Source organism: Acinetobacter sp. ANC_7553, assembly GCF_056779895.1.
Window position 1 is genome coordinate 1 of sequence record NZ_JBWYIV010000014.1, and the last position, 21,644, is coordinate 21,644.

14 protein-coding genes are annotated in these 21,644 nt (G+C 39.4%); 9 read left to right on the forward strand and 5 right to left on the reverse strand.

Annotated elements, in window-relative coordinates; all coding sequences use genetic code 11:
- Positions 1–440 precede the first annotated feature (440 nt).
- From AC1M9I_RS11605 to AC1M9I_RS11615, 3 genes are all read left to right on the forward strand, one after another.
- The gene (locus AC1M9I_RS11605; protein WP_481611062.1) at positions 441–1,892 is read left to right on the forward strand and encodes an aldehyde dehydrogenase family protein; all 1,452 of its coding nucleotides are present in this window, start codon (positions 441–443) and stop codon (positions 1,890–1,892) included.
- Between the two features lie 370 nt (positions 1,893–2,262).
- Entirely contained in the window at positions 2,263–3,747 is a 1,485-nt protein-coding gene (locus tag AC1M9I_RS11610; protein WP_481589409.1) for a sodium-dependent transporter, read from the forward strand.
- A gap of 1 nt (position 3,748) precedes the next feature.
- Positions 3,749–3,859 carry a methionine/alanine import family NSS transporter small subunit gene (locus AC1M9I_RS11615; RefSeq protein ID WP_081403317.1) on the forward strand — a complete coding sequence of 37 codons (111 nt, stop codon included), beginning with the start codon at positions 3,749–3,751 and terminating at the stop codon, positions 3,857–3,859.
- 93 nt (positions 3,860–3,952) lie between these two features.
- Here the strand turns inward: AC1M9I_RS11615 and rsmB are convergent, their stop codons facing one another.
- The gene (rsmB, locus tag AC1M9I_RS11620) at positions 3,953–5,248 is read right to left on the reverse strand and encodes a 16S rRNA (cytosine(967)-C(5))-methyltransferase RsmB (protein WP_481595015.1); all 1,296 of its coding nucleotides are present in this window, start codon (positions 5,246–5,248) and stop codon (positions 3,953–3,955) included.
- A complete protein-coding gene (gene fmt / locus AC1M9I_RS11625; protein ID WP_481593775.1) occupies positions 5,245–6,207 on the reverse strand; it encodes a methionyl-tRNA formyltransferase in 963 nt (320 codons plus the stop codon). The genes rsmB and fmt overlap by 4 nt, the downstream gene beginning before the upstream one ends.
- A gap of 381 nt (positions 6,208–6,588) precedes the next feature.
- Between fmt and ilvD the strand changes: the two genes are divergently transcribed.
- The 4 genes from ilvD to AC1M9I_RS11645 all read left to right on the forward strand — a co-directional run bounded on the left by ilvD (position 6,589) and on the right by AC1M9I_RS11645 (position 12,154).
- The gene (ilvD, locus tag AC1M9I_RS11630) at positions 6,589–8,418 is read left to right on the forward strand and encodes a dihydroxy-acid dehydratase (protein WP_481611063.1); all 1,830 of its coding nucleotides are present in this window, start codon (positions 6,589–6,591) and stop codon (positions 8,416–8,418) included.
- A 258-nt stretch (positions 8,419–8,676) separates the two neighbouring features.
- Positions 8,677–9,999 carry a hypothetical protein gene (locus AC1M9I_RS11635; RefSeq protein ID WP_481595016.1) on the forward strand — a complete coding sequence of 441 codons (1,323 nt, stop codon included), beginning with the start codon at positions 8,677–8,679 and terminating at the stop codon, positions 9,997–9,999.
- Positions 9,992–10,279 carry a chorismate mutase gene (locus AC1M9I_RS11640; RefSeq protein ID WP_035270424.1) on the forward strand — a complete coding sequence of 96 codons (288 nt, stop codon included), beginning with the start codon at positions 9,992–9,994 and terminating at the stop codon, positions 10,277–10,279. The genes AC1M9I_RS11635 and AC1M9I_RS11640 overlap by 8 nt, the downstream gene beginning before the upstream one ends.
- Before the next feature lie 171 nt (positions 10,280–10,450).
- Entirely contained in the window at positions 10,451–12,154 is a 1,704-nt protein-coding gene (locus AC1M9I_RS11645; RefSeq protein WP_092768001.1) for a putative bifunctional diguanylate cyclase/phosphodiesterase, read from the forward strand.
- Positions 12,155–12,210: 56 nt separating this feature from the next.
- On the opposite strand, the gene AC1M9I_RS11650 is transcribed toward AC1M9I_RS11645, so the two are convergent.
- The 3 genes from AC1M9I_RS11650 to AC1M9I_RS11660 all read right to left on the reverse strand — a co-directional run bounded on the left by AC1M9I_RS11650 (position 12,211) and on the right by AC1M9I_RS11660 (position 17,234).
- A complete protein-coding gene (locus AC1M9I_RS11650; protein WP_481593772.1) occupies positions 12,211–13,506 on the reverse strand; it encodes a solute carrier family 23 protein in 1,296 nt (431 codons plus the stop codon).
- Between the two features lie 303 nt (positions 13,507–13,809).
- Entirely contained in the window at positions 13,810–16,500 is a 2,691-nt protein-coding gene (gene ppc, locus AC1M9I_RS11655; protein ID WP_481593771.1) for a phosphoenolpyruvate carboxylase, read from the reverse strand.
- Between the two features lie 116 nt (positions 16,501–16,616).
- Complete coding sequence (locus AC1M9I_RS11660) at positions 16,617–17,234, reverse strand: TetR/AcrR family transcriptional regulator (RefSeq protein WP_035268797.1); 618 nt, start codon at positions 17,232–17,234, stop codon at positions 16,617–16,619.
- A gap of 142 nt (positions 17,235–17,376) precedes the next feature.
- Between AC1M9I_RS11660 and AC1M9I_RS11665 the strand changes: the two genes are divergently transcribed.
- Both AC1M9I_RS11665 and AC1M9I_RS11670 read left to right on the forward strand, forming a co-directional pair.
- The gene (locus AC1M9I_RS11665; RefSeq protein ID WP_035268798.1) at positions 17,377–18,492 is read left to right on the forward strand and encodes an efflux RND transporter periplasmic adaptor subunit; all 1,116 of its coding nucleotides are present in this window, start codon (positions 17,377–17,379) and stop codon (positions 18,490–18,492) included.
- Positions 18,489–21,623 (forward strand): efflux RND transporter permease subunit, encoded by a 3,135-nt coding sequence (locus tag AC1M9I_RS11670; RefSeq protein ID WP_481611064.1) that lies wholly within the window; start codon positions 18,489–18,491, stop codon positions 21,621–21,623. Before AC1M9I_RS11665 ends, AC1M9I_RS11670 begins: the two co-directional genes overlap by 4 nt.
- Positions 21,624–21,644: the final 21 nt, after the last annotated feature.

Below are 21,644 nucleotides of genomic sequence, written 5' to 3' on the forward strand. Positions count from 1 at the left end.
GATGGTAGTGTGGGGTTACCCATGTGAGAGTAAGTCATCGCCAGCTCATTATTCTAAACACCCCCTTCAATAGAAGGGGGTGTTTTTTTATATCAAAAAATTGAAATAAATAATCATATAGACGATAAATTTTATGTCTTGAACAGTTATAACAACCTATCTTATCCATCTGATGCTCAAATTCATAAAGTATGATTAGTTTCTATTGGTACACCTGTGTACATAGAAAAATGATCGCCTAATCAATTGGTCGTGGTTGTATTTTAATGCTTTAAATAATGAGTGACTAAAATGCATGCGAGATGCAATAGAGGCATTTACATAATAAAAAGTAAGAGTGAAAAATATATTACTTAATTACTCATGAACAGAAGTTGCTTGAGAGGTCATGATATAGTGAATTTAAAAGTTTTAAATCCGAATATATTTAAGGATACGTGATGACCAATTCAGAAAAAAAAATTGAGTGTGATTATTCTCTTTATGTTGCCTCTAAAGCATCCCAAACAGGTCAATGGCTTGAAGTAAAAGATAAATTTAGCCAAAAAATATTTGCCCGAGTAGCCTTAGCAGATGCAAATACTTTAGAAAAAGCAATCCAATCTGCAATTGATGCAGAACAGGCAATGGCAAAATTAGAACCATTTCAAAAGCAAAAGATTTTATTACATTGTGTCAAACGCTTTGGCGAAATGAGAGAGGAATTAACTGCAATTCTGATTGCAGAGGGTGGAAAGCCATTAAAAGCAGCTCAGGCTGAAGTTGAGCGTCTTATAAATACCTTTCAAATCGCTGCTGATGCTGTTACACAAATGGACGATGGGCGTTTAATGCCATTGGCTGTGACAGCTGCTGCACAGGGTTATACAGGTATGATTAAACATGTTCCGATTGGTGCTATATCATTAATTAGTCCTTTTAATTTTCCACTTAATTTAACTGCTCATAAAATTGCACCTGCAATTGCAGCAGGGTGTCCTTTCGTACTGAAACCTGCGTCACTTACACCAGTTTCTGCTCTAAAAATTGCAGAAGTATTGGCGGAAACTGATTTACCTCAAGGTGCATTTTCAGTTTTACCTTGTCCTCGCGAACAGGCAGATATCTTGGTAACCGATGACCGATTCAAATTACTCAGTTTTACTGGATCGGATGAAGTCGGTTGGGATATGAAAGCACGTGCTGGTCGAAAAAAAGTCACCTTAGAGCTTGGTGGAAATGCTGCTGTTTTAATTGAACCTGATACTGAAATATCTGATGTGTTAATTGATCGTCTTATTGGGGGAGCTTATAACCATGCAGGTCAAGTTTGTATTAGTGTCCAAAGAATTTTAGTCCATGAAAATATTTATACTGATTTAAAGAAGAAATTAATTTCCAAAATTAAAAAAATCAAAGCGAGCGATCCAAATTCAGACTTGACCTTATGTGGCCCTATGATCAAGGAGGGAGAAGCTAAAAGGCTTAAAAAATGGGTCGATAAAGCGGTAAAGAAAGGCGCCAAAGTTTTAGTCGAAGGTCAGGTAAAAGGGGCTTTATTTGATCCAATATTGCTAGAAAATGTTGATACGTCTTTAGAAATTTATAAAGATGAAGCTTTTGGGCCAGTAGCTATTCTAGAGAAGTATAAAGATTTTGAAAAAGGCATTGCTACAATTAATCAAAGTCGATTTGGTCTACAAGCTGGCGTTTATACACAAAGTCTGAATAAAATGATGTATGCGTGGAATCATTTACATGTAGGTGGTGTCATCATTAATGATATTCCATCATTCCGTGTGGATAACATGCCTTATGGTGGTGTTAAAGATTCAGGTCTAGGTCGAGAAGGGATTCAATCAGCAATTCGAGATATGCAAGAAGAACGATTGCTTGTGATTAAACAAGGATAAATTATTATTTATGTTAAAAGGAGCATAACGCTCCTTTTAAATTATTTAGTTTAGATTAACGCTGTGATTTAAAAATAAACATATTGAGTTAAAATTAATCAATAAGAATAAAAAAATGATGAAACACAGTTTTTTCCTGAATTAATTACAGAAAAATCTGATTAAAAGCGCTATTGTTAATTCATTAAACATCCTTTATTTCATCTTTCTTTAACCAAGAATATTAAATAAGGGGTGGTTTGTAATTCGAAAAAAATGCTCAAAAGGCCATTTCTGATTCAAACAACAAAATTTTAATGGTATGCAATTACTTGCGAGATAACATCAACAATAGCAGTAAGCGTGTACCCATTTACGGATTAGGTACTATATGACAGCTTCACGTGAAAATTGGAGCGCCAGATCAGGTTTTATTATTGCAGCTATTGGTTCTGCAGTAGGTTTAGGCAATATTTGGCGTTTTCCCTATGTCGCATATGAAAATGGTGGCGGGGCATTTTTAATCCCTTATCTGGTTGCAATTTTTGCTGCCGGTCTTCCACTTTTATTTTTAGATTATGCAGTTGGACATAAATACCGTAAGGCCCCACCTACAGCTTACAAGAAGTTGATGAATGGTGAATCATTGGGTTGGTGGCAAGTCGCTGTGACATTAATTATTGGTATTTACTATGCCAGTGTATTGTCATGGGCGGGTAGTTATATGTTCTACTCATTTGGTCAACAGTGGGGAAGTGATACAGAAAAATTCTTTTTCACCACCTATCTTCAGAATGGTGAAGGCTTAGCATTTGGATTTGTTCCGACCTTATTTATAGGTTTGGTTGTCGTTTGGGCGATCGTTATGTTCATCCTGTATGGTGGGGTGAAGAAAGGCGTGGAATTGTCGAATAAGATCTTTATGCCCTTGTTGGTGGTTTTATTTACGATTCTCGTGATTCAAGCTATTCGTTTACCAGGTGCTGTCCAAGGTTTAAATGCATTCTTTACACCAAACTGGGAAGCGATGGGCAACTATAAAGTGTGGTTAGCTGCATTTGGCCATATCTTTTTCTCGTTATCCGTTGGTTTCGGGATTATGTTGACCTACGCTTCGTATTTGAAGAAAAAAACGAATTTAACTGGTTCTGGACTAGTCGTTGCTCTTGCAAATTCATCTTTTGAAATTTTAGCTGGTATTGGGGTATTTGCAGCATTAGGTTTCATGGCCTACAGTGCGGGTGCTTCAGTTGATGATGTGGTATCTGGTGGTATTGGTTTAGCTTTTATCGCTTTCCCTAAAATCATTTCAAGCATGGGGGCTGGCGGAGACTTATTTGGCTTCTTGTTCTTTGCATCTTTAACAGTTGCAGGGATTACATCCATGGTCAGTATTCTTCAAGTTCCAATCGCAGGTTTTCAAGACAAGTTAGGATGGTCTCGTAAGAAGGCTGTGACAATTATTGCAGGTGGTTCAGCAATTGTTTCAACTTTATTGTTCTCAACTCACAGCGCGATTACCTTTGTCGATATTATCGATTACTTTGCCAATAATATTGGTATTGTCGCGGGTGGCTTATTATCAATTGTATTGGTGTCATGGTTCCGTCGACCATTGTTAAAGCAACTTCAAGAGCATGTAAATCAATATTCTAGTATTAAGCTAGGTGTTGGTTGGAACTTCATGTTGACGATAGTCACGCCAATTTCATTGTTAGCTGCGTTATTGCTAACTTTGAACTCAATATTTACTGAAGGTTATGGCGGTTATCCAATTGAGATTCTATTGCCAATTGGTGGCGGTGTAGTTGCAATCTTTGTATTCTGTGCGGTTGTTTTTAGTCGTCTAAAAGACAATGGACCTGAGGAGAAATAAGATGAATACTTCTGCTTTAATGATGCTTATTATCTCAACAGTGCTGTTATGGGGTGGTCTTATTTTAGCCATGATTCATTTGGCAAAAAACCCAGATGAGCTTGAAGATTAAACTACTTCAGATCAATATTAAAAAAGCCATGACACGAGTCATGGCTTTTTTATATGTCGGTAAATTAGAAATAAACTATCTTAAAAAATAGCATTAAATCTTTTGAATTAAACAATAATAGAATCCATCACCATGACCTTGTTGTGGCAATAACTGACGGCCGTGGATTTGTTCAATTCCCCAATTTACATTTAATTTGATTTCTTGAGCATCTGCATGCGTGTTGAAGAAATCAATCATTTGGTGTTCATTTTCAGCTTTCAAAATCGAGCAGGTAATATAAAGCATTGATCCGCCAACTTTGAGTTGTAGCCACATGTGATTCAGAATTTGTTTTTGAAGTTCAACCGTTTGTTGAATATCGGTAGATTGGCGAAGTAAACGAATATCTGGATGACGTCGTACAACTCCAATAGCAGAACACGGTGCATCAAGAATAATACAGTCAGCCTGTTCAGGTGCAGACCATACCGTAGCATCAGCAGTGAGTATTTCCACTGGAGCATACTGATTAAGTGCAAGACGCTCTAAGTTTTCACTTACGCGGCTTAAACGCTTTGTGTCGTGATCGATCGAATACAGCTTTTTAGGACGATAACACTCTAAAATATGTGCTGTTTTTCCACCTGGGGCCGCACATGCATCAATTACGATTTTATCATCAAGATTTGGCAACAAGGTCGCGCAAAGTTGAGCATGTTCATCCTGAACAGAAAAACCACCTTCTTCAAAGCCAGGGAGGTGAGGAATATGCACGGATTGATCTAAGATAATGCCGACATCGGACCATTCACATGGATGAGCATCAATCCCTTCTTCATCAAGAATATCTAAATATTCCTCACGGCTTACCTGTCGTTCATTTACACGTAGTGTCAAAGGCGCAGCCAGTTTAAGCTCAGCTGAAAGCATTTCAAGATACTCTGGCCAATCTTTTTTCAAACGCTTAAATAGCCAACTAGGTAAACCATGGGCTTGGTCTAATGCTTCGCCGAATTCTTCAGTTTCACGTGAAACACGACGTAGAATCGCATTCACGACGCCACTTAAAGCCTCAAAACCAAGTTGTTTGGTGGCTGTTACCGTTTCTGAGATAGCCGCATGTGCTGGAATACGCGTGCAAAGCAGTTGATATAAACCTAAATATAGGCAGCTTTCAACGGTTTCATTGTTGAGCGGTTTAGTCAAAAGAGGGAGAGTAATTGCTTTAAGTGCATGCCATTGGCGTAAAGTGCCTAAAGTCAATTCATGAAATAAGGCCCGATCACGCTCACCAACCAATGAAAGATGTTGGGAAAGAACAGAGGTGAGGGATTGCCCATTCTGAACGGCTAGTAATGTTTTAATCACATGTCCGCGTAAATTTAAATGAGAAGATTGTTGGCTCATGCGAAGATCTGTCCTGGCTGCAATTTTTGACTTTGTAGAATTTGTGCAGCATTGAGCGCTTTACCGCCTGGCCACTGAAGTTGAGTGAGGCAAATCACTTGATGATCACCACACACAACGTGAACACCATCCTGATCGACAGCGATGATTTCACCGATTTGTTGAGTTGATGGAGTGAGTGAAGAAAGTTTCGAATTCCAAATACGTAAATTGTTGGTTTCATCAATAGGAGTGAAAGCTACGGGCCAAGGATTGAAAGCACGGATATTTCGATCAATCGTCACAGCATCATTTGCCCAGTTAATTTGAGCTTCAGCCTTCGACAGTTTATGTGCATACACTGTAAGTGATTCATCTTGAACTTCACGTGTATCTAAATAATGCTTTAAAGTGTCTTCACTTTCTAAAACAGCGAGAGTGGCTTCAGCCCCTTGTTGAGCCAGTTTATCATGTAAGGTTGCGGAAGTATCTTCAGCCGTAATAGGACAGATCGTTTTAAACATCATATCACCAGTGTCTAGACCAGCTGCCATTTTCATGATCGTAATACCTGTTTCAGTATCACCTGTCGCGATAGCACGTTGAATAGGGGCTGCACCTCGCCAGCGAGGCAATAAGGAACCATGAATATTCAAGCAGCCGTATTTAGGTGTATCCAAAACGACTTGAGGCAAGATTAAACCGTATGCTGCGACCACCATCACATCAGCATTGAAAGACTTGAGTTCAGCTTGAGCAGCCAAACCGTCCTCAGTCGACGATTTAAAATGTAAAGGTTGGTAAACAGGAATATTGTGCTCAAGCGCCAATTGCTTTACCGCTGACGCTGTCAGTTTTTGTCCACGTCCTGCTTTACGGTCTGGCTGCGTATACACAGCAACAATTTCATGAGAAGTCTTTAGCAAAGCTGCTAATGCACTCGCTGCAAATTCAGGGGTTCCCGCAAAGATGATTTTCACTCAGACACTTCCAAAACAATATAAAGAACATTATATGCCAAAAGCGATTTTCGCCCAAATAAGGTCGTAATTTGAAACGTTTTCATGTGCATTTTGTGCTTAAGGTGTGATTAATAAAATTTATGTATTTTTAAAAAAAGATTCATGAAAGTTTTGTATTACGATTTCAGATAAGGGTTTATAGTAGATCACATCTCTTACATCGATTTAGATCGTTGAGGGCAAATCAGACCTATACGAACAATTGCAAGCAATGGTTAACTGTTAATCAGAAAGCTGTCATAATAGAAGTAAGGTTCAACTGATTTAGCCTTATATTTCAGTATCATTTAGCCAGATTGAATATATATTCATCGAGCTCAGCTTAAGTTGGAAATAAAAATGCCTGACTATCGTTCGAAAACATCAACACACGGAAGAAATATGGCGGGTGCACGTGGCTTATGGCGTGCAACTGGAATGAAAGACGAAGATTTTGGCAAACCAATTATTGCAGTAGTCAACTCATTCACACAATTCGTACCGGGTCATGTGCATCTTAAAGACTTAGGTCAGCTTGTTGCACGTCAGATTGAACAAGCGGGTGGTGTAGCTAAAGAATTTAATACAATCGCAGTAGACGACGGTATTGCAATGGGTCACGACGGAATGTTGTATTCATTACCATCGCGTGACTTGATTGCTGACTCAGTCGAATACATGGTCAATGCACACTGTGCAGATGCAATGGTTTGTATCTCGAACTGTGACAAAATCACACCAGGGATGTTGATGGCGGCAATGCGCTTAAACATTCCTGTAGTGTTTGTTTCAGGCGGCCCGATGGAAGCTGGTAAAGTCCAAATTCGTGGTGGTGAACAAGCGATTGACCTTGTGGATGCCATGATTGTTGCTGCAGATGACAACTACACAGATGAAGAAGTAAAAGCATACGAACGTTCTGCATGTCCAACTTGTGGTTCATGTTCAGGGATGTTTACTGCAAACTCAATGAATTGTTTGACAGAAGCATTAGGTTTATCATTACCGGGTAATGGTTCAACACTTGCAACGCATGCCAACCGTAAAAAACTATTTGAGCGTGCGGGTCAGTTGATTGTTGAAATCACAAAACGCCATTACGAACAAAATGATTACAGCGTATTACCACGCAACATTGCCCCTAAAGCTGCTTATGAAAATGCCATGACTTTAGATATCGCGATGGGTGGTTCTACCAATACAGTACTTCACTTATTAGCGGCTGCGCATGAAGCAGAAGTTGATTTTACAATGGACGATATCGATCGTTTATCACGTAAAGTGCCTGTACTGTGTAAAGTTGCACCTGCGGTTAAAAATGTTCACATGGAAGATGTCCACCGTGCAGGCGGTATCATGTCGATCCTTGGCGAACTAGACCGTGCAGGTTTGTTAGATACTTCTGTACCAACCGTACACGAAAAAACATTAAAAGACGCTTTAGATAAGTGGGACATTATTCGTACTGAAAATGAAGAGGTATATAACTTCTATAAATCAGCACCGGGCGGTGTACCAACACAAACAGCATTCTCACAAGACCGTTACTACACACGTCTTGATGGTGACCGTGAGAAGGGTGTGATTCGTAATGCAGAACGTGCATTCTCTAAAGACGGTGGTTTAGCAGTCCTTTACGGTAACATCGCACTTGATGGTTGTATCGTAAAAACTGCGGGTGTAGATGATTCTATCCTTAAATTCAACGGTACAGCACGCGTATTTGAAAGCCAAGATGATGCAGTAGAAGCAATCTTAGGTGGCAAAATCGTTGCAGGTGATGTGGTGTTAATTCGCTACGAAGGCCCACAAGGTGGTCCGGGTATGCAGGAAATGTTGTACCCAACAAGTTACTTAAAATCTAAAGGTTTAGGTAAAGATTGTGCGCTTGTAACTGATGGTCGTTTCTCAGGTGGTTCATCAGGTCTTTCGATTGGTCACGTATCTCCAGAAGCAGCTGAAGGCGGTACAATTGCTTTAGTTGAAGATGGCGACCGTATCGAAATTGATATTCCAAACCGTACGATTCACTTAGCAGTTGCTGATGATGTATTGGCAGCGCGCCGTGAAGTGCAAGAAGCTAAAGGTTGGAAGCCTGCGAAAGAGCGTCCACGTAAAGTATCTAAAGCACTTAAAGCGTATGCAATGCATGCAACAAGTGCTGCAAAAGGTGCAGTACGCGATATCTAATCTGCTTATAAACTAGATCAATCATGATTCAAAAGCATCCTTCGGGATGCTTTTTTAATTACGAAATGTTTGAATTTCATCTGAAAGCGTCAATTACATTAATGACAATATTTGATAGAAAGGTCATAAATATTGATCAATTCTCTTTGTCTTGATATAAGTTTTGCTCGCGTTCAAACTTTTTTAGTTTTAGAAAAAGTGATGAATTCGATACTTTGAGCACATAATTTACCAGTAAAATCATCTGAGGCACATCTCATGTCATTGTTACGCCGTTGGTTTGATCCGCTACGATCGAGTTGGTTTTATCAGAAACCAAATCGTCAAGAGGTCTTGTCAACTGAGCAGGGTTTAACGATCTATCTTCGTTTAGATGATGTGTATAGTTATCTTGCAGTCCAGCAATTGGCACAATTAAATGACATTTTAAAAGATGAAATTAAGCCTTTAAAAATTGTTATCTCAGATACTGGTGCTGAAGCTCCAAATGATATGAGTCCTGAAGAGTGGCAAGATTACAGTCTACGTGATGCCCAAATTTTAGCGTACCAGCATCGTTTCGGATTCGATAATGAAAAGCCTGAAATACCAAGTGCTGAAGCGATTCAACAGGCAGAAACGATTTTACGAAATACCCCATTAACAGGTGAAAATTTTCTCTATTTATTGGAAGATGTCTTCCATATGTTGTGGCAACAGCAGTATGGAAAATTACGTACTTTGTATGTCATGGCTAGTCGACATCGAAAAGAACAACAAATCGCTGAGCGAACTTTTGATCACACGCCAGTTTTAGCAAGTTTTTTTGAGCTCGGTAATCGTCGGTATCATGCGGTAGATGATTTATTAAGATTGACCCGCCGTTTAAAACAACAAAGACTCTTGACCGGTAATCCTATTTTTCTCATCAATCATATTGAGTGGCGGGAACACCTAATGAATGATGCTGAAGAATTATCTGAGATTCAGGCGATGAATCCTGAGTTAGACCTCTATATTGCATTAGAAGATCCGATCTCTTGGTTATTATTAGCTTATATTAAAGAGGAACTTGCCGATTATTACGATATCCAACTTACCGTTTATCCATTGCAATATCAGGGACGAGATTTATTTGATTGGAGTTTGGCAACGCGTTTATCTAAACGAACAGAAGTAAAATTTACGCCGTTTTGCCGACCGACTCAGCAGGCGACATATGAAATAGCACGATTGTTTTACAGTGTGCCTGAGGATCAACGTCTTGATGCAATGTATGAAATCTTGCAGGCTGTATGGAGTAAAGGTAAAGATCTATCGTATCGACCTCATATTCAAGCCTTAAAACAGAGCTTGAATATTACGACGCTCACTGAAGAGTCGATCAGTCAAAAGCTGGAAGAAAATCAATTACTCTGTGAGATGAAATCACAACCTGATTTACCAGTGCTTGAGCTTCGTATCGATGGTAAGAGTTATGTGTTTAATAGCTTATATCGTGTATGGATGATTGAAAGTATTTTCAGTAATGTGTTAGAACAAAAGTACAAAAGTGAAAATGAATCTGAACACAGGGATACCGAATCAATTGAAAATCAATAAAGAAAAATGCGAAACCCTTCAGCAAGCTCGAGCACAAATAGATTCAATTGATCAAGCCATAACAGAATTAATTGGTTTACGCCAATATTACGTAGATCAGGCAGTTCGTTTTAAAAGAACTATACAAGATGTACAGTCACCTGAACGTGTTGAAATAGTGATTGAAAAAATACGTGAATTGGCTACAAAGAATGGTGTGGATCCATTACTGATGGAAAAAATATATCGAGAGATGATTCAACACTTTATTCAAAGAGAGTTAAAAGAAATACGACCATAACAGTCGGAATTCTTAATAAGAATGAGGAAATTAGTTTCCTCTTTTATTCATTGAAATTTACAAAATATATAGCCGATTTGTGAACTGGTTCAACAAAGCTTAGTGTTACAAAAAATAATATTAAGTTAACATTTGGATACATCACTTTTTAGACTGACGGTCGAAGGCGCTATGGATACCCAGTTACAATTAGAAAAAATAGTCAAGGATCTTGAAAACTATAAAGTAGCCATTGATGCACATTCAATTGTAGCCATAACAGATGCACGTGGCGTCATTACTCATGTCAATGAGAAGTTTTGTAATATCTCACAGTATTCTTATGAAGAGCTGGTCGGATCAACACATAAAATTATTAATTCAGGCTATCACCCGAGAAGTTTTTTTAAATATATGTGGAAAGCCATTTCGAGTGGAGAAATTTGGAAAGGCGAAATTTGTAACCGAGCTAAAAATGGTTCTTTATATTGGGTTGAAACCACGATTGTGCCGCTTAAAGATAATAATGGCGTTTTACAAAACTATATCTCCATTCGAACTGATATCACACAGCTAAAAAATTCCGAAGACCATGCACGTTATATGGCATTACATGATGAATTAACGGGATTGCCTAACCGCCGTTTTATGCAAGAACGCATGTTGGAGGTGATTGAATCATGTAAACAAAATGGTACACATAGTGCACTCATGATGTTGGATTTGGATAACTTCAAAAATATTAATGACACGTTAGGACACGATCGTGGAGATGACCTACTCAAAATGGTCTCGGTGCGCCTTATGGAGTGTGTGGCACAGCAGAATGCAATTGTCCGTCTTGGTGGAGACGAGTTTTTAATTATTCTTTCAGATTTAGATCCAGATGAAACGATTGCTAATCAAGCAGTGATGCAAATCGCTGATAAAGTTCGTGCTGCATTAAATGAGCCTTTCGTATTAAAGGATAATAAAATCCATACTAGCTCTAGTATCGGAATTTTTATTTTCCGTAATTCAAAATTGCCAAAAAATGAGTTGCTTAAGTACGCCGACATGGCGCTGTATCAAGCTAAAGAAAATGGTAAAAATTGCATATGTGTTTTTGATCCTGAAATGGAACAAAGTGTTATTGCTAAAGCTGCTTTATTAAATGATTTAAGATTAGCTTTATTACGAGATGAGTTCCAACTTTATTATCAGATTTTAGTAAATCGTGAAGAGGAAGTGATTGGGTATGAGGCCTTGCTACGTTGGAGTCATCCTGAACACGGTTTGATTTTACCAGGTCGATTTATTGAAGAAGTGGAGAAAACTGATCTCATACATGATGTTGGTAATCGTGTATTAGTATTAGCATGCCAACAGTTAAAAGATTGGAGCCAATACCCAGAATCTTCAAACTGGACGATTTCAGTCAATATTAGTGTCGAACAATTCCGTAAGACTGACTTTGATAAAAATGTGCTTCGGATTATTGATGAAGCAGGAATTGATCCAACATTATTACGTTTAGAACTTACTGAAAGTATGTTCTATACCGATATGCATAACTCAATTGAGAAAATGAAAAAGCTCATCGAGCGTGGATTAAGATTCTCTATGGATGATTTTGGAACAGGATATTCTTCATTGAATTACCTCAAAATGCTTCCACTGGATCAACTCAAAATTGATCGTTCATTTGTAGAAAATATTGTCGGTAATCCACGCGATATTGCTATTGTGAAAACGATTATTGATTTAGCACAAATTCTCGATCTGAATGTGGTGGCAGAGGGTGTAGAAACTGAAGAGCAGTTCCAAGTTCTGAAAGAAAATGGCTGTAATACGTTTCAAGGCTATTATTTTGGTCGACCTCAACCGATTGAAAAAAATCTTAAAATACTTAATTAGAATAAAAAATTAAAAAAGAGAGCATTAAGCTCTCTTTTTTTATATGCGATAGATTTTTAGTTAGACTTTCCACCTAAGCTAAAGAACCAATTCAGGAATAATGCAGCAAAGGTAGCCGTTCCAATACCACCTAAATTGAAGCTACCAAATTGAAGCGCAAAGTCACCAGTACCTAAGATCAGCGTGATCGCAGCAATCATGAGGTTTTTATTTTTAGAGAAATCGACACGATGTTCGATCCAAATTTTAGCACCAGCTATGGTAATTAAACCAAACACCACAATTGATGCACCTGCAAGAATCGCAGTTGGAATGGTTTGAATAATTGCACCAAATTTTGGTGATAAGCCAAGGAAAATTGCGAATACACCTGCGATGGCGAAAATAATCGTGGAATAGACACGTGTCACAGCCATCACGCCAATATTTTCCCCATAAGTGGTCATGCCTGGAGCACCTACACCACCGGCTAATGATGTTGCAACACCATCGGCTACAAACGCTTTACCAATATGTGGGTCTAGATTTTCACCAGTCATGGCAGAGACTGCTTTGATGTGACCTAAGTTTTCAGCCACTAAAATTAAAGCTACAGGAGCAATGATGAGCATCGCGTCCGTACTCAACTCAGGAGCATGAAAGTTAGGCAGACCAAACCATGCAGCTTGTGTAATCGGCGTGAAGTTAATTGGAGTACCGTAACCCATGATATTCGTAATAACAAAGTATACGATATAAGACAGCACCAAACCCACAAGTAAAAGTAGGCGTTGTAGCATCCCTTTGGTGAATACTGCAATTGAAGCCATACACATGACAGTAATCAATGCCATCCACATATTAAATGGATTACCCGCGACACTTTTTACCGTTACCGGTGCAAGATGCAGACCGATGATCATGACCACAGAACCTGTTACGACAGGAGGCATGAGCTTTTCAATCCATCGAGTACCTGTTGCCATCACCAGAAAACCAATTAAGGCATAAAGGACACCACAGGCAATAATTCCCCCAGCAGCTAATGCAATATTCGCATTTGCTCCAGCACCGGCATAGCCCGTTGCCGCGATGACTACACCAATAAAAGCAAAGCTTGAGCCTAAATAACTGGGCACTCGACCGCCAGTGATGAGGAAAAATAACAGGGTACAAATACCTGACATTAATATAGCAAGATTAGGATCAAAACCCATTAATAATGGTGCTAAAACTGTCGCACCAAACATGGCAAAAGCATGTTGAATGCCAAGAACTACACTTTGCGCAGGAGGTAAATATTCGGTCGTGCCAACAGGACGCGTATCAATATCATCCGTGAAGGGACGCCATTTAGGAAACCAACTGGTCATAAAGTGAGCACTCAATAGTTAAATTGTGCACATCATACGCCTGTTTTATGAGAAATCATCTGTTTCTTGAAAAATTATTAAAACTAATGGTCTGACTTTTATTGAATTTTTACCCATCGGTAAAAAAAATATGTTTTAAAAATAAAGTAAAATCAGCCTATTGCAATTCAGCTATATCAAAAAAATCTATATCCATATTGAGTAAAAAATTTATAGGTGCTTTGTTGTTATTACTGAAAATTAGAATAAAGTCTTTAAATTGCTCAAGCCCATAAAGGTACTTGAGCATAGACAGTCGTGAAATCAACCCGTATTACGTAATCCAGCAGCAATACCTGCAATACTTACCATTAATGCATGGTCAACCTCAGTTTGTTCGACAGTTCGTTCAGCTAAATATTCGCGACGTCTTTTCATGAGTTCTGCTTGTAACAGGTGTAATGGAAGAAGATAGGGTTTACGAATCTTCATGGCTTGATCAAGAACTTCATTAGAACTGAGTAATTTAGATTCACCTTTCATTGCCAATAAAGTTTGTACTGCGTCATGTAAGCGTTGGCGTAGTTCCGCACCCAATACTTTAAGATTTTCATCTTGGGTGAGATGAGATTCATAATACAATGCGACATTGCTATCTGATTTAGATAGCACCATCTCCAACATATCAATTAAAGTTTGGAAATAAGGCCATTGTTCTAACATTTCATCTAGCTCAGCTTTGTGACCTTCTGAAATGACTTGATTGATGGCTGCACCAGTACCTAACCATGCTGGAAGCATTAATCGAATTTGAGTCCATGCAAATACCCATGGAATTGCACGTAAGGATTCAATACCACCGCTGATTTTTCGTTTCGCTGGTCTTGAACCCAAAGGTAGCATCTGTAATTCAAGCTCTGGCGTCACGGTTCTTAAGTATTGGACAAAATGAGGATTTTCGCGGACTGTTTGACGGTAAACATTCACAGAGAGTTCCGTCATTTTGTGCATCAACTCGCGCCATGCTGCCTTGGGTTCTGGTGGTGGGAGTAAAGTCGCTTCTAAGGTAGCTGCGGTATAAATTTCTAAATTTTGCAGTGCGATTTCTTCTAATCCAAATTTGAATCGGATCATTTCGCCTTGTTCGGTCACACGGATTGCACCTGAGATTGAGCCAGGTGGTTGTGAAAATAGTGCTTGTTGGGTTGGAGCACCACCACGACTAATTGAGCCACCACGACCATGGAACAAAGTGAGTTGTATACCATGTTGTTTGGCAATAGCTGTTAACTCTTCTTGTGCACGGTACTGAGCCCAATTCGCAGACATGAAACCTGCATCTTTTGCTGAGTCAGAGTAACCAATCATGACCTCGTGCTTGTTTTGAATATGTTGTTTGTACCAATGCATACTGAATAAAGTATTCATGGTCGAAGCTGCGCCATCTAAATCTTTTAACGTTTCAAATAATGGAACTACACGCAGAGGTTGCTTAATACCTGCTTCTTTTTGGAGTAATAGAACCGCCAAAACGTCACTTGGATATTCTGCCATTGAAATAATATAAGCACCTAGACTTTCAGCAGGTTGTTCTGCCAAAGTTCGCATGGTAGCGAATACTTCTTGAACATCAGGATGCTCAATAAGACTTTGAGCAGATTCATTAAGATGTTTAGGAAGTAAAGGGCGTTTGCTTTGCAGTTCTTGTAATAAGAAGTTTTGACGGGCTTGTTCAGTCCATGTCTCAAAATTGCCAAGTCCAAGATACTCAGTAATCGCTGAAATTGCTTGACGATGACGACCTGACTCTTGGCGAATATCTAGTTTTAATAACTCAATACCGAAACAATTCACGCGATAAATAAAATCGAGTAACTTTCCTTGAGCGATACCAGAAAGGTTTGAATCGACTAATGAGCGATAACATAACAATAATGGCTGCAACAACTCATCTTTGTGATGAATAATCTGGCTACGATCCACATCAGAATGTTGACCTTGTAATTTTGCAGTGAGCCATTCTCTTGTAATTTTTAAGCGTTCACGTGTTGTTCTTAAATATTCACGATAAGGCTCTGGATGAGGCTGACCTAAGGCAGTCTTTAGTTCATCACTGCACGCCTGAACAGAAAGCTCCCAACGTAAATCTTCAATATCTCGGAGGTAGAGATCCGCGGCTTTCCATCGAGATAACCATAAAACTTCTTGAGTCACTTTGTGTGTGACATTTGGGTTTCCATCTCGGTCACCACCCATCCAAGATGCAAACCGCACAGGTGCAATATCTAAAGGTAAAGCTTGAGAACAATGCTCTTGAACCAATTGATTCAATTCACGGACAAACTTAGGAATAGCGTTCCATAAAGTTTGCTCAATGGTAGTAAAACCCCATTTTGCTTCATCAATTGGGGTTGGACGATGTTGGCGAATTTCATCGGTTTGCCATGCTGAACAAACCAATTGTTTTAATTCAGAAAGAACTTGAGCGCGCTGTTTGGGGGTCAGCTTTTGCTGATCAAACTTAGATAAACACTCGTTGATCCCATCATATTTTTGGATCAAGGTGCGACGACTAACTTCCGTAGGATGTGCGGTGAGTACAAGCTCAATATTTAGCTCACAAATTTGTTGATAAAGGGTTTCCGCTGAAATCAGCTGTTGTTGAAATTTTTCAAAAAGGGGAATAAGGACATTTGCTGCAGCACCGTTTTCATCAAACTCATTTTGGCGACGGCTACGTACCACATGATATTGTTCTGCAATATTGGCAAAGTTCAGAAAATGTGAAAAAGCGCGTGTCAGTGGAAGAATCTCATCATCTTTTAAACTTAAAAATAAACTTTCTAATTGTTTTTCAGCTTCGCTATCACCATCACGTGCACCTTTCGCGAGTGCACGAATTTGTTCAACTTGATTAAACAAATCTTGTCCAGCTTGTTCTTTTAAAGTCTCTCCTAAAAGATTACCGAGTAAGCGTACGTCTTCACGTAATGGAGCATCAATTTGTTGAATCATTTTTTTCTCCTTTTCTTGTTCTTTTGACTATACCGCTTATTCATGACATGCCAAGCGATTGCAAAATAATTTAAAGAAAATTAGGTGAAAAATACGCCATTTAAGAATGGAGAGAGCTATTTTTTGTATTTCAGCATAAATAATTCGATGGCTTGATGAATAATTTCATCACATTCTGCTTCACTGGGAACCTGACGAACACCTAACAATACTTCATGATGTCGATGCCCTAAGAGTAAAGAAAGGAGCAAATGTGTTTGCTTTTCAGCATCATCTTTCTGGATAAATCCGTGCTCAATCGCTTGAGCAAAAAAATCAGTCCAAACCACAAATAACCGCTTATGAGATGCATTATAAAAAGGTTCAGCCAAAGGATTTTGCTCTGCTGCCAATTCTAATAATAAATGCTCAAGCTTAATGGCTTCAGGAAGATTGACAATTTGCAGCGCTAAACTACATACCTGATAGAAGTCTTCTAAAAAATTGGATTCAGGGTGTAATTGGATTCGCCGAGCATTGATTGATTCTTCGCACGTTTCTGCAATTGCATAAGTAAATAACGATTCTTTATCTTGAAAATGGTTATACACCGTCAGTTTAGTCACGCCAGCTTCTTTGGCAATTTGATTCATGCTTGAACCATGAAAGCCCTGTTTTAGAAACAAACGTTTAGCTGCCTCTAATATTTGTTTCTTTTTAACTAAATCCTTAGGACGTCCAATATTCATTTGCACAAAAAAATCCAAAAAAAACAGTTTAGGTCATACCTTGAAAAATGATTTTTAATTACTGTACCATGCGGTATATTAATTAAAAAATAATCAAATTAATATCCCTAATTTGATTTGCCTAAAAATTGACATAAGAGCAGTGCACATGAGTCCTCAAAAATTTGCCACATACAGTTTAATGCTCATTTGTAGCGTGATACTTACCGCGTGTAGTAAGGATAAACCCACAGAGGAACAAATTCCATTTGTGATGGTTGCCCAGCCGAATACGTCCCAAGATGAACTGAAAAGTTATGCAGGAGAAGTTCAGGCGAGACAGCAAACGGCATTGGCTTTCCGTGTTGGAGGACAAATTACTGAACGCTATGTTGATGTTGGGGATCGAGTCAAAGTTGGGCAAGTCTTAGCAAAATTAGATGTGAAAGATGCTCAACTGCAGTTAAATGCTTCAAAAGCTCAGTTAGAAAGCGCGCAATCTGCAGCCAAAATTGCCGAAGAAGAATACAAACGCTTTAAGCAGTTATTACCTATTAATGCGGTGAGTCGTTCGCAATATGATGCCGTAGAAAATCAATATAAATCGGCCATGTCCAATTTAAAACAAGCACAATCAAATTATGCAGTGAGTAGTAATCAGACGGGATATAACCAACTCATTGCCAATAAAAATGGCGTCATCACTGAGCGTAGTATTGAAGTTGGTCAAGTGATCGCTGCAGGGCAGGCAGCATATCAACTGGCGATAGATGGTGATCGTGAAGTGGTGATTGGTGTCCCAGAGCAAGCAGTATCAGAAATTAAAACAGGTCAAAAAGCTTGGGTTACGCTATGGTCAAAACCAGAGGAGCGTTTCGCCGCATATGTGCGTGAAATTTCACCTGCTGCCGACCAATCTAGAACATTTAGTGTCAAAGTTGCTTTGACTGAAGGGCGTTCAGCAATTCAACTTGGACAAAGTGCGCGAGTATTTTTTTCAAATACCAGTTCAAATGTGATTAATGTTCCTTTGACCAGTGTATCTGCAACAGAAGATCAGCCTTATGTTTGGGTTGTGAATCCAGATCACAGTATCCGTAAGGTGAATGTTCAAATAGGTGCTTATGGTCGTGATACGGTACCTGTGACCCAAGGTTTAAAAGCTTCTGATTGGATCGTGGTTGGCGGGGTACACTTACTGCGAGATAAACAAAAAATTAATCCGATTGACCGTCAAAACCGTGCAGTAAATGTAAAAGCAGGACAAGTTGGAGCGAAAATATGAACTTTAACTTGTCAGAATGGGCGTTAAAAAATAAGGGACTGATCCTTTATTTCATGATTTTGATGGGAATATTGGGTGTTTATTCCTACTCAAAACTATCACAAAGTGAAGACCCTCCATTTAGTTTCAAAGTAATGGTCGTTCAAACCTATTGGCCAGGTGCGACAGCGGAAGAAGTTTCATTACAAGTAACTGATCGCATTGAAAAAGAATTAATGAGTACGGGGCTCTATGATCGTATTGCAGCCTATTCTCGTCCTGGTGAATCAATGGTGACCTTTGTTGCCAAAGACTCGCTGCGTTCCCATGAATTACCGAATGTTTGGTATCAGGTTAGAAAAAAAATTGGAGATATCAAACACCAACTTCCTAGCGGTGTTCAAGGTCCATTCTTTAACGATGAGTTTGGTGACACCTTTGGGAATATTTATGTCTTAACGGGTGATGATTTTGATTATGCCGTGATGAAGGAATATGCCGATCGCTTACAGCTGCAACTACAACGTGTGCAAGATGTCGGAAAGGTTGATTTAGTCGGCTTGCAAGATCAAAAAATTTGGATAGAAATTTCAAATACGAAAACCGCTCAATTGGGTATTCCAGTTTCTGCAATTCAAGAAGCACTACAAAAACAAAATACCATGGCGAGCGCAGGTTTCTTTGAAACAAGCTCAGATCGTATTCAAGTGCGTGTCAGCGGACAATTGAAATCAGTCGAAGATCTCAAGAACATGCCATTACTGGTTGGTGATAAGACCATTCAATTGGGCGATGTGGCTGAAGTTTACCGTGGCTTTAGTGAGCCAGCTCAACCACGTATGCGCTTTATGGGCAAAAATGGTATTGGTATTGCGGTGTCTATGCGTAAGGGTGGTGACATCATTGCGCTAGGGAAAAATCTAGAAAAGACCTTTAATGATCTACAACAAACTTTACCTTTAGGGATGGAACTTAAAAAAGTTTCAGATCAGCCTGTAGCGGTGCAACGCAGTATTCACGAATTTATCAAAGTGCTCGCAGAGGCCGTGATTATTGTCTTATTGGTCAGCTTCTTCTCTTTAGGTTTCCGTACAGGATTAGTGGTCGCTTTCTCTATTCCCTTGGTCTTGGCAATGACGTTCGCAGGCATGAATTTCTTTGATGTTGGACTGCACAAGATTTCTTTAGGCGCATTAATCTTAGCACTTGGACTTTTGGTCGATGACGCCATCATTGCAGTTGAAATGATGGCCATTAAAATGGAACAAGGATATAGCAGATTAAAAGCCGCAGGTTTTGCTTGGAAGTCGACCGCATTTCCAATGTTAACGGGGACGCTGATCACTGCAGCTGGATTCTTGCCGATTGCCACTGCTGCGTCGAGCACAGGTGAATATACTCGCTCAATCTTCCAAGTTGTAACCATTGCTTTAGTGGTGTCATGGTTTGCAGCGGTACTGTTTGTTCCTTATTTAGGTGACAAATTACTGCCTGATTTTAATCAAATGAATCAGAAAGCCCCGTGGTATCAACGCTTATGGGCAAGATTACGTCAACAACCAGAGCCACAACCCGTCGTTCAACACCATGGTGAGCATCACGATCCATATCAAACCAAGACGTATCAAAAATTTAGATCTTGGGTTGAGTTATGTATTACTTATCGTAAAACCGTTATTGCTGCGACGGTTGCAATATTTGTCTTGTCAATTTTGATGTTCAAACTTGTTCCACAACAATTTTTCCCACCATCAAACCGTGCTGAAATTTTAGTAGATCTAAAACTAGAGGAAGGCGCTTCACTAACAGCGACAGAAAATGCGGTTAAAAAAGTAGAAAAATTCTTGTCGACTCAAAAAGGGATCGATAATTACGTCGCTTATGTTGGTACAGGTTCTCCACGTTTCTATTTGCCTCTTGATCAACAATTACCTCAGGCGAGTTTTGCACAATTTGTGGTTTTGGCTTCCTCATTAGATGAGAGAGATGAGATTCGCAAGAATCTGAGTGAAGAAATTAGCAAGTTATTGCCTGAGGTACGGACGCGTGTATCGCTATTGGAAAATGGACCACCAGTCGGTTATCCAATTCAATACCGTGTTTCTGGTGAAGATTTAAATACTGTTCGCCAACGAGCACAATTAGTGTCACAAGCAATCAGTGAAAATCCAAATACCACCAATGTTCATTTAGATTGGGGTGAGCCGAGTAAAATTATTTCACTTGAAATTGATCAAGATCGAGCGCGTCAGTTAGGCGTATCTAGCTTAGATTTGGCGAATTTCTTAAATAGTTCAATTACGGGTGCTGCGATTAATCAGTATCGTGAGAAACGGGAGTTGATTGATATTCGTTTACGTGGCGATCAAGCGGAACGTGTTGATGTGGCATCGTTACAAAGTCTCGCTGTACCGACGAGTCAGGGTACAACAGTTCCATTGGCACAGATTGCGAATATCCAATATAAGTTTGAAGATGGTCTGATTTGGCATCGTAATCGCTTACCGACGATTACTGTGCGCGCAGATATTCGGACTAAACTCCAACCAGCTACTGTGGTTGGTGAATTAACTGAATCTATTGAGAAAATTCGTGCCGAACTTCCAAGTGGTTATCTGGTAGAAGTGGGAGGCACTGTGGAGGAATCTGCACGTGGACAAACTTCAGTAAATGCTGGCATGCCGTTATTTTTGGCTGTGGTCTTTACCTTGCTCATGATTCAGCTCAAGAGTATTTCACGTTCGTTTATTGTTTTCTTGACCGCGCCTTTGGGTTTAATTGGCGTGGTATTGTTCCTGTTGATATTCAATAAGCCTTTCGGATTTGTGGCGATGCTAGGTACCATTGCTTTATCTGGAATGATTATGCGTAATTCGCTTATCTTGATTGATCAGATTGAGCAAGATATCAAAGCGGGTCATTCTCAATGGGAAGCGATTTTAGAAGCGACAGTACGCCGTGCCCGTCCAATTATTTTGACTGCATTGGCTGCTGTGTTGGCGATGATTCCGCTTTCACGCAGTATCTTCTTTGGTCCAATGGCAGTAGCAATTATGGGTGGACTCATTATCGCAACGCTATTAACGCTGTTCTTCTTGCCAGCACTCTATGCGGCGTGGTTTAAAGTGACAAAAGAGTCAAAAACCGCGTAGTTTTATGTGAATACTAGGTGC

Coding starts and splice junctions, on each gene's coding strand:
- AC1M9I_RS11605 (WP_481611062.1), top strand. CDS start 441: ATGACCAATTCAGAAAAAAAAATTGAGTGTGATTATTCTCTTTATGTT.
- AC1M9I_RS11610 (WP_481589409.1), top strand. CDS start 2,263: ATGACAGCTTCACGTGAAAATTGGAGCGCCAGATCAGGTTTTATTATT.
- AC1M9I_RS11615 (WP_081403317.1), top strand. CDS start 3,749: ATGAATACTTCTGCTTTAATGATGCTTATTATCTCAACAGTGCTGTTA.
- rsmB (WP_481595015.1), bottom strand. CDS start 5,248: ATGAGCCAACAATCTTCTCATTTAAATTTACGCGGACATGTGATTAAA.
- ilvD (WP_481611063.1), top strand. CDS start 6,589: ATGCCTGACTATCGTTCGAAAACATCAACACACGGAAGAAATATGGCG.
- AC1M9I_RS11635 (WP_481595016.1), top strand. CDS start 8,677: ATGTCATTGTTACGCCGTTGGTTTGATCCGCTACGATCGAGTTGGTTT.
- AC1M9I_RS11645 (WP_092768001.1), top strand. CDS start 10,451: ATGGATACCCAGTTACAATTAGAAAAAATAGTCAAGGATCTTGAAAAC.
- AC1M9I_RS11650 (WP_481593772.1), bottom strand. CDS start 13,506: ATGACCAGTTGGTTTCCTAAATGGCGTCCCTTCACGGATGATATTGAT.
- ppc (WP_481593771.1), bottom strand. CDS start 16,500: ATGATTCAACAAATTGATGCTCCATTACGTGAAGACGTACGCTTACTC.
- AC1M9I_RS11665 (WP_035268798.1), top strand. CDS start 17,377: ATGAGTCCTCAAAAATTTGCCACATACAGTTTAATGCTCATTTGTAGC.
- AC1M9I_RS11670 (WP_481611064.1), top strand. CDS start 18,489: ATGAACTTTAACTTGTCAGAATGGGCGTTAAAAAATAAGGGACTGATC.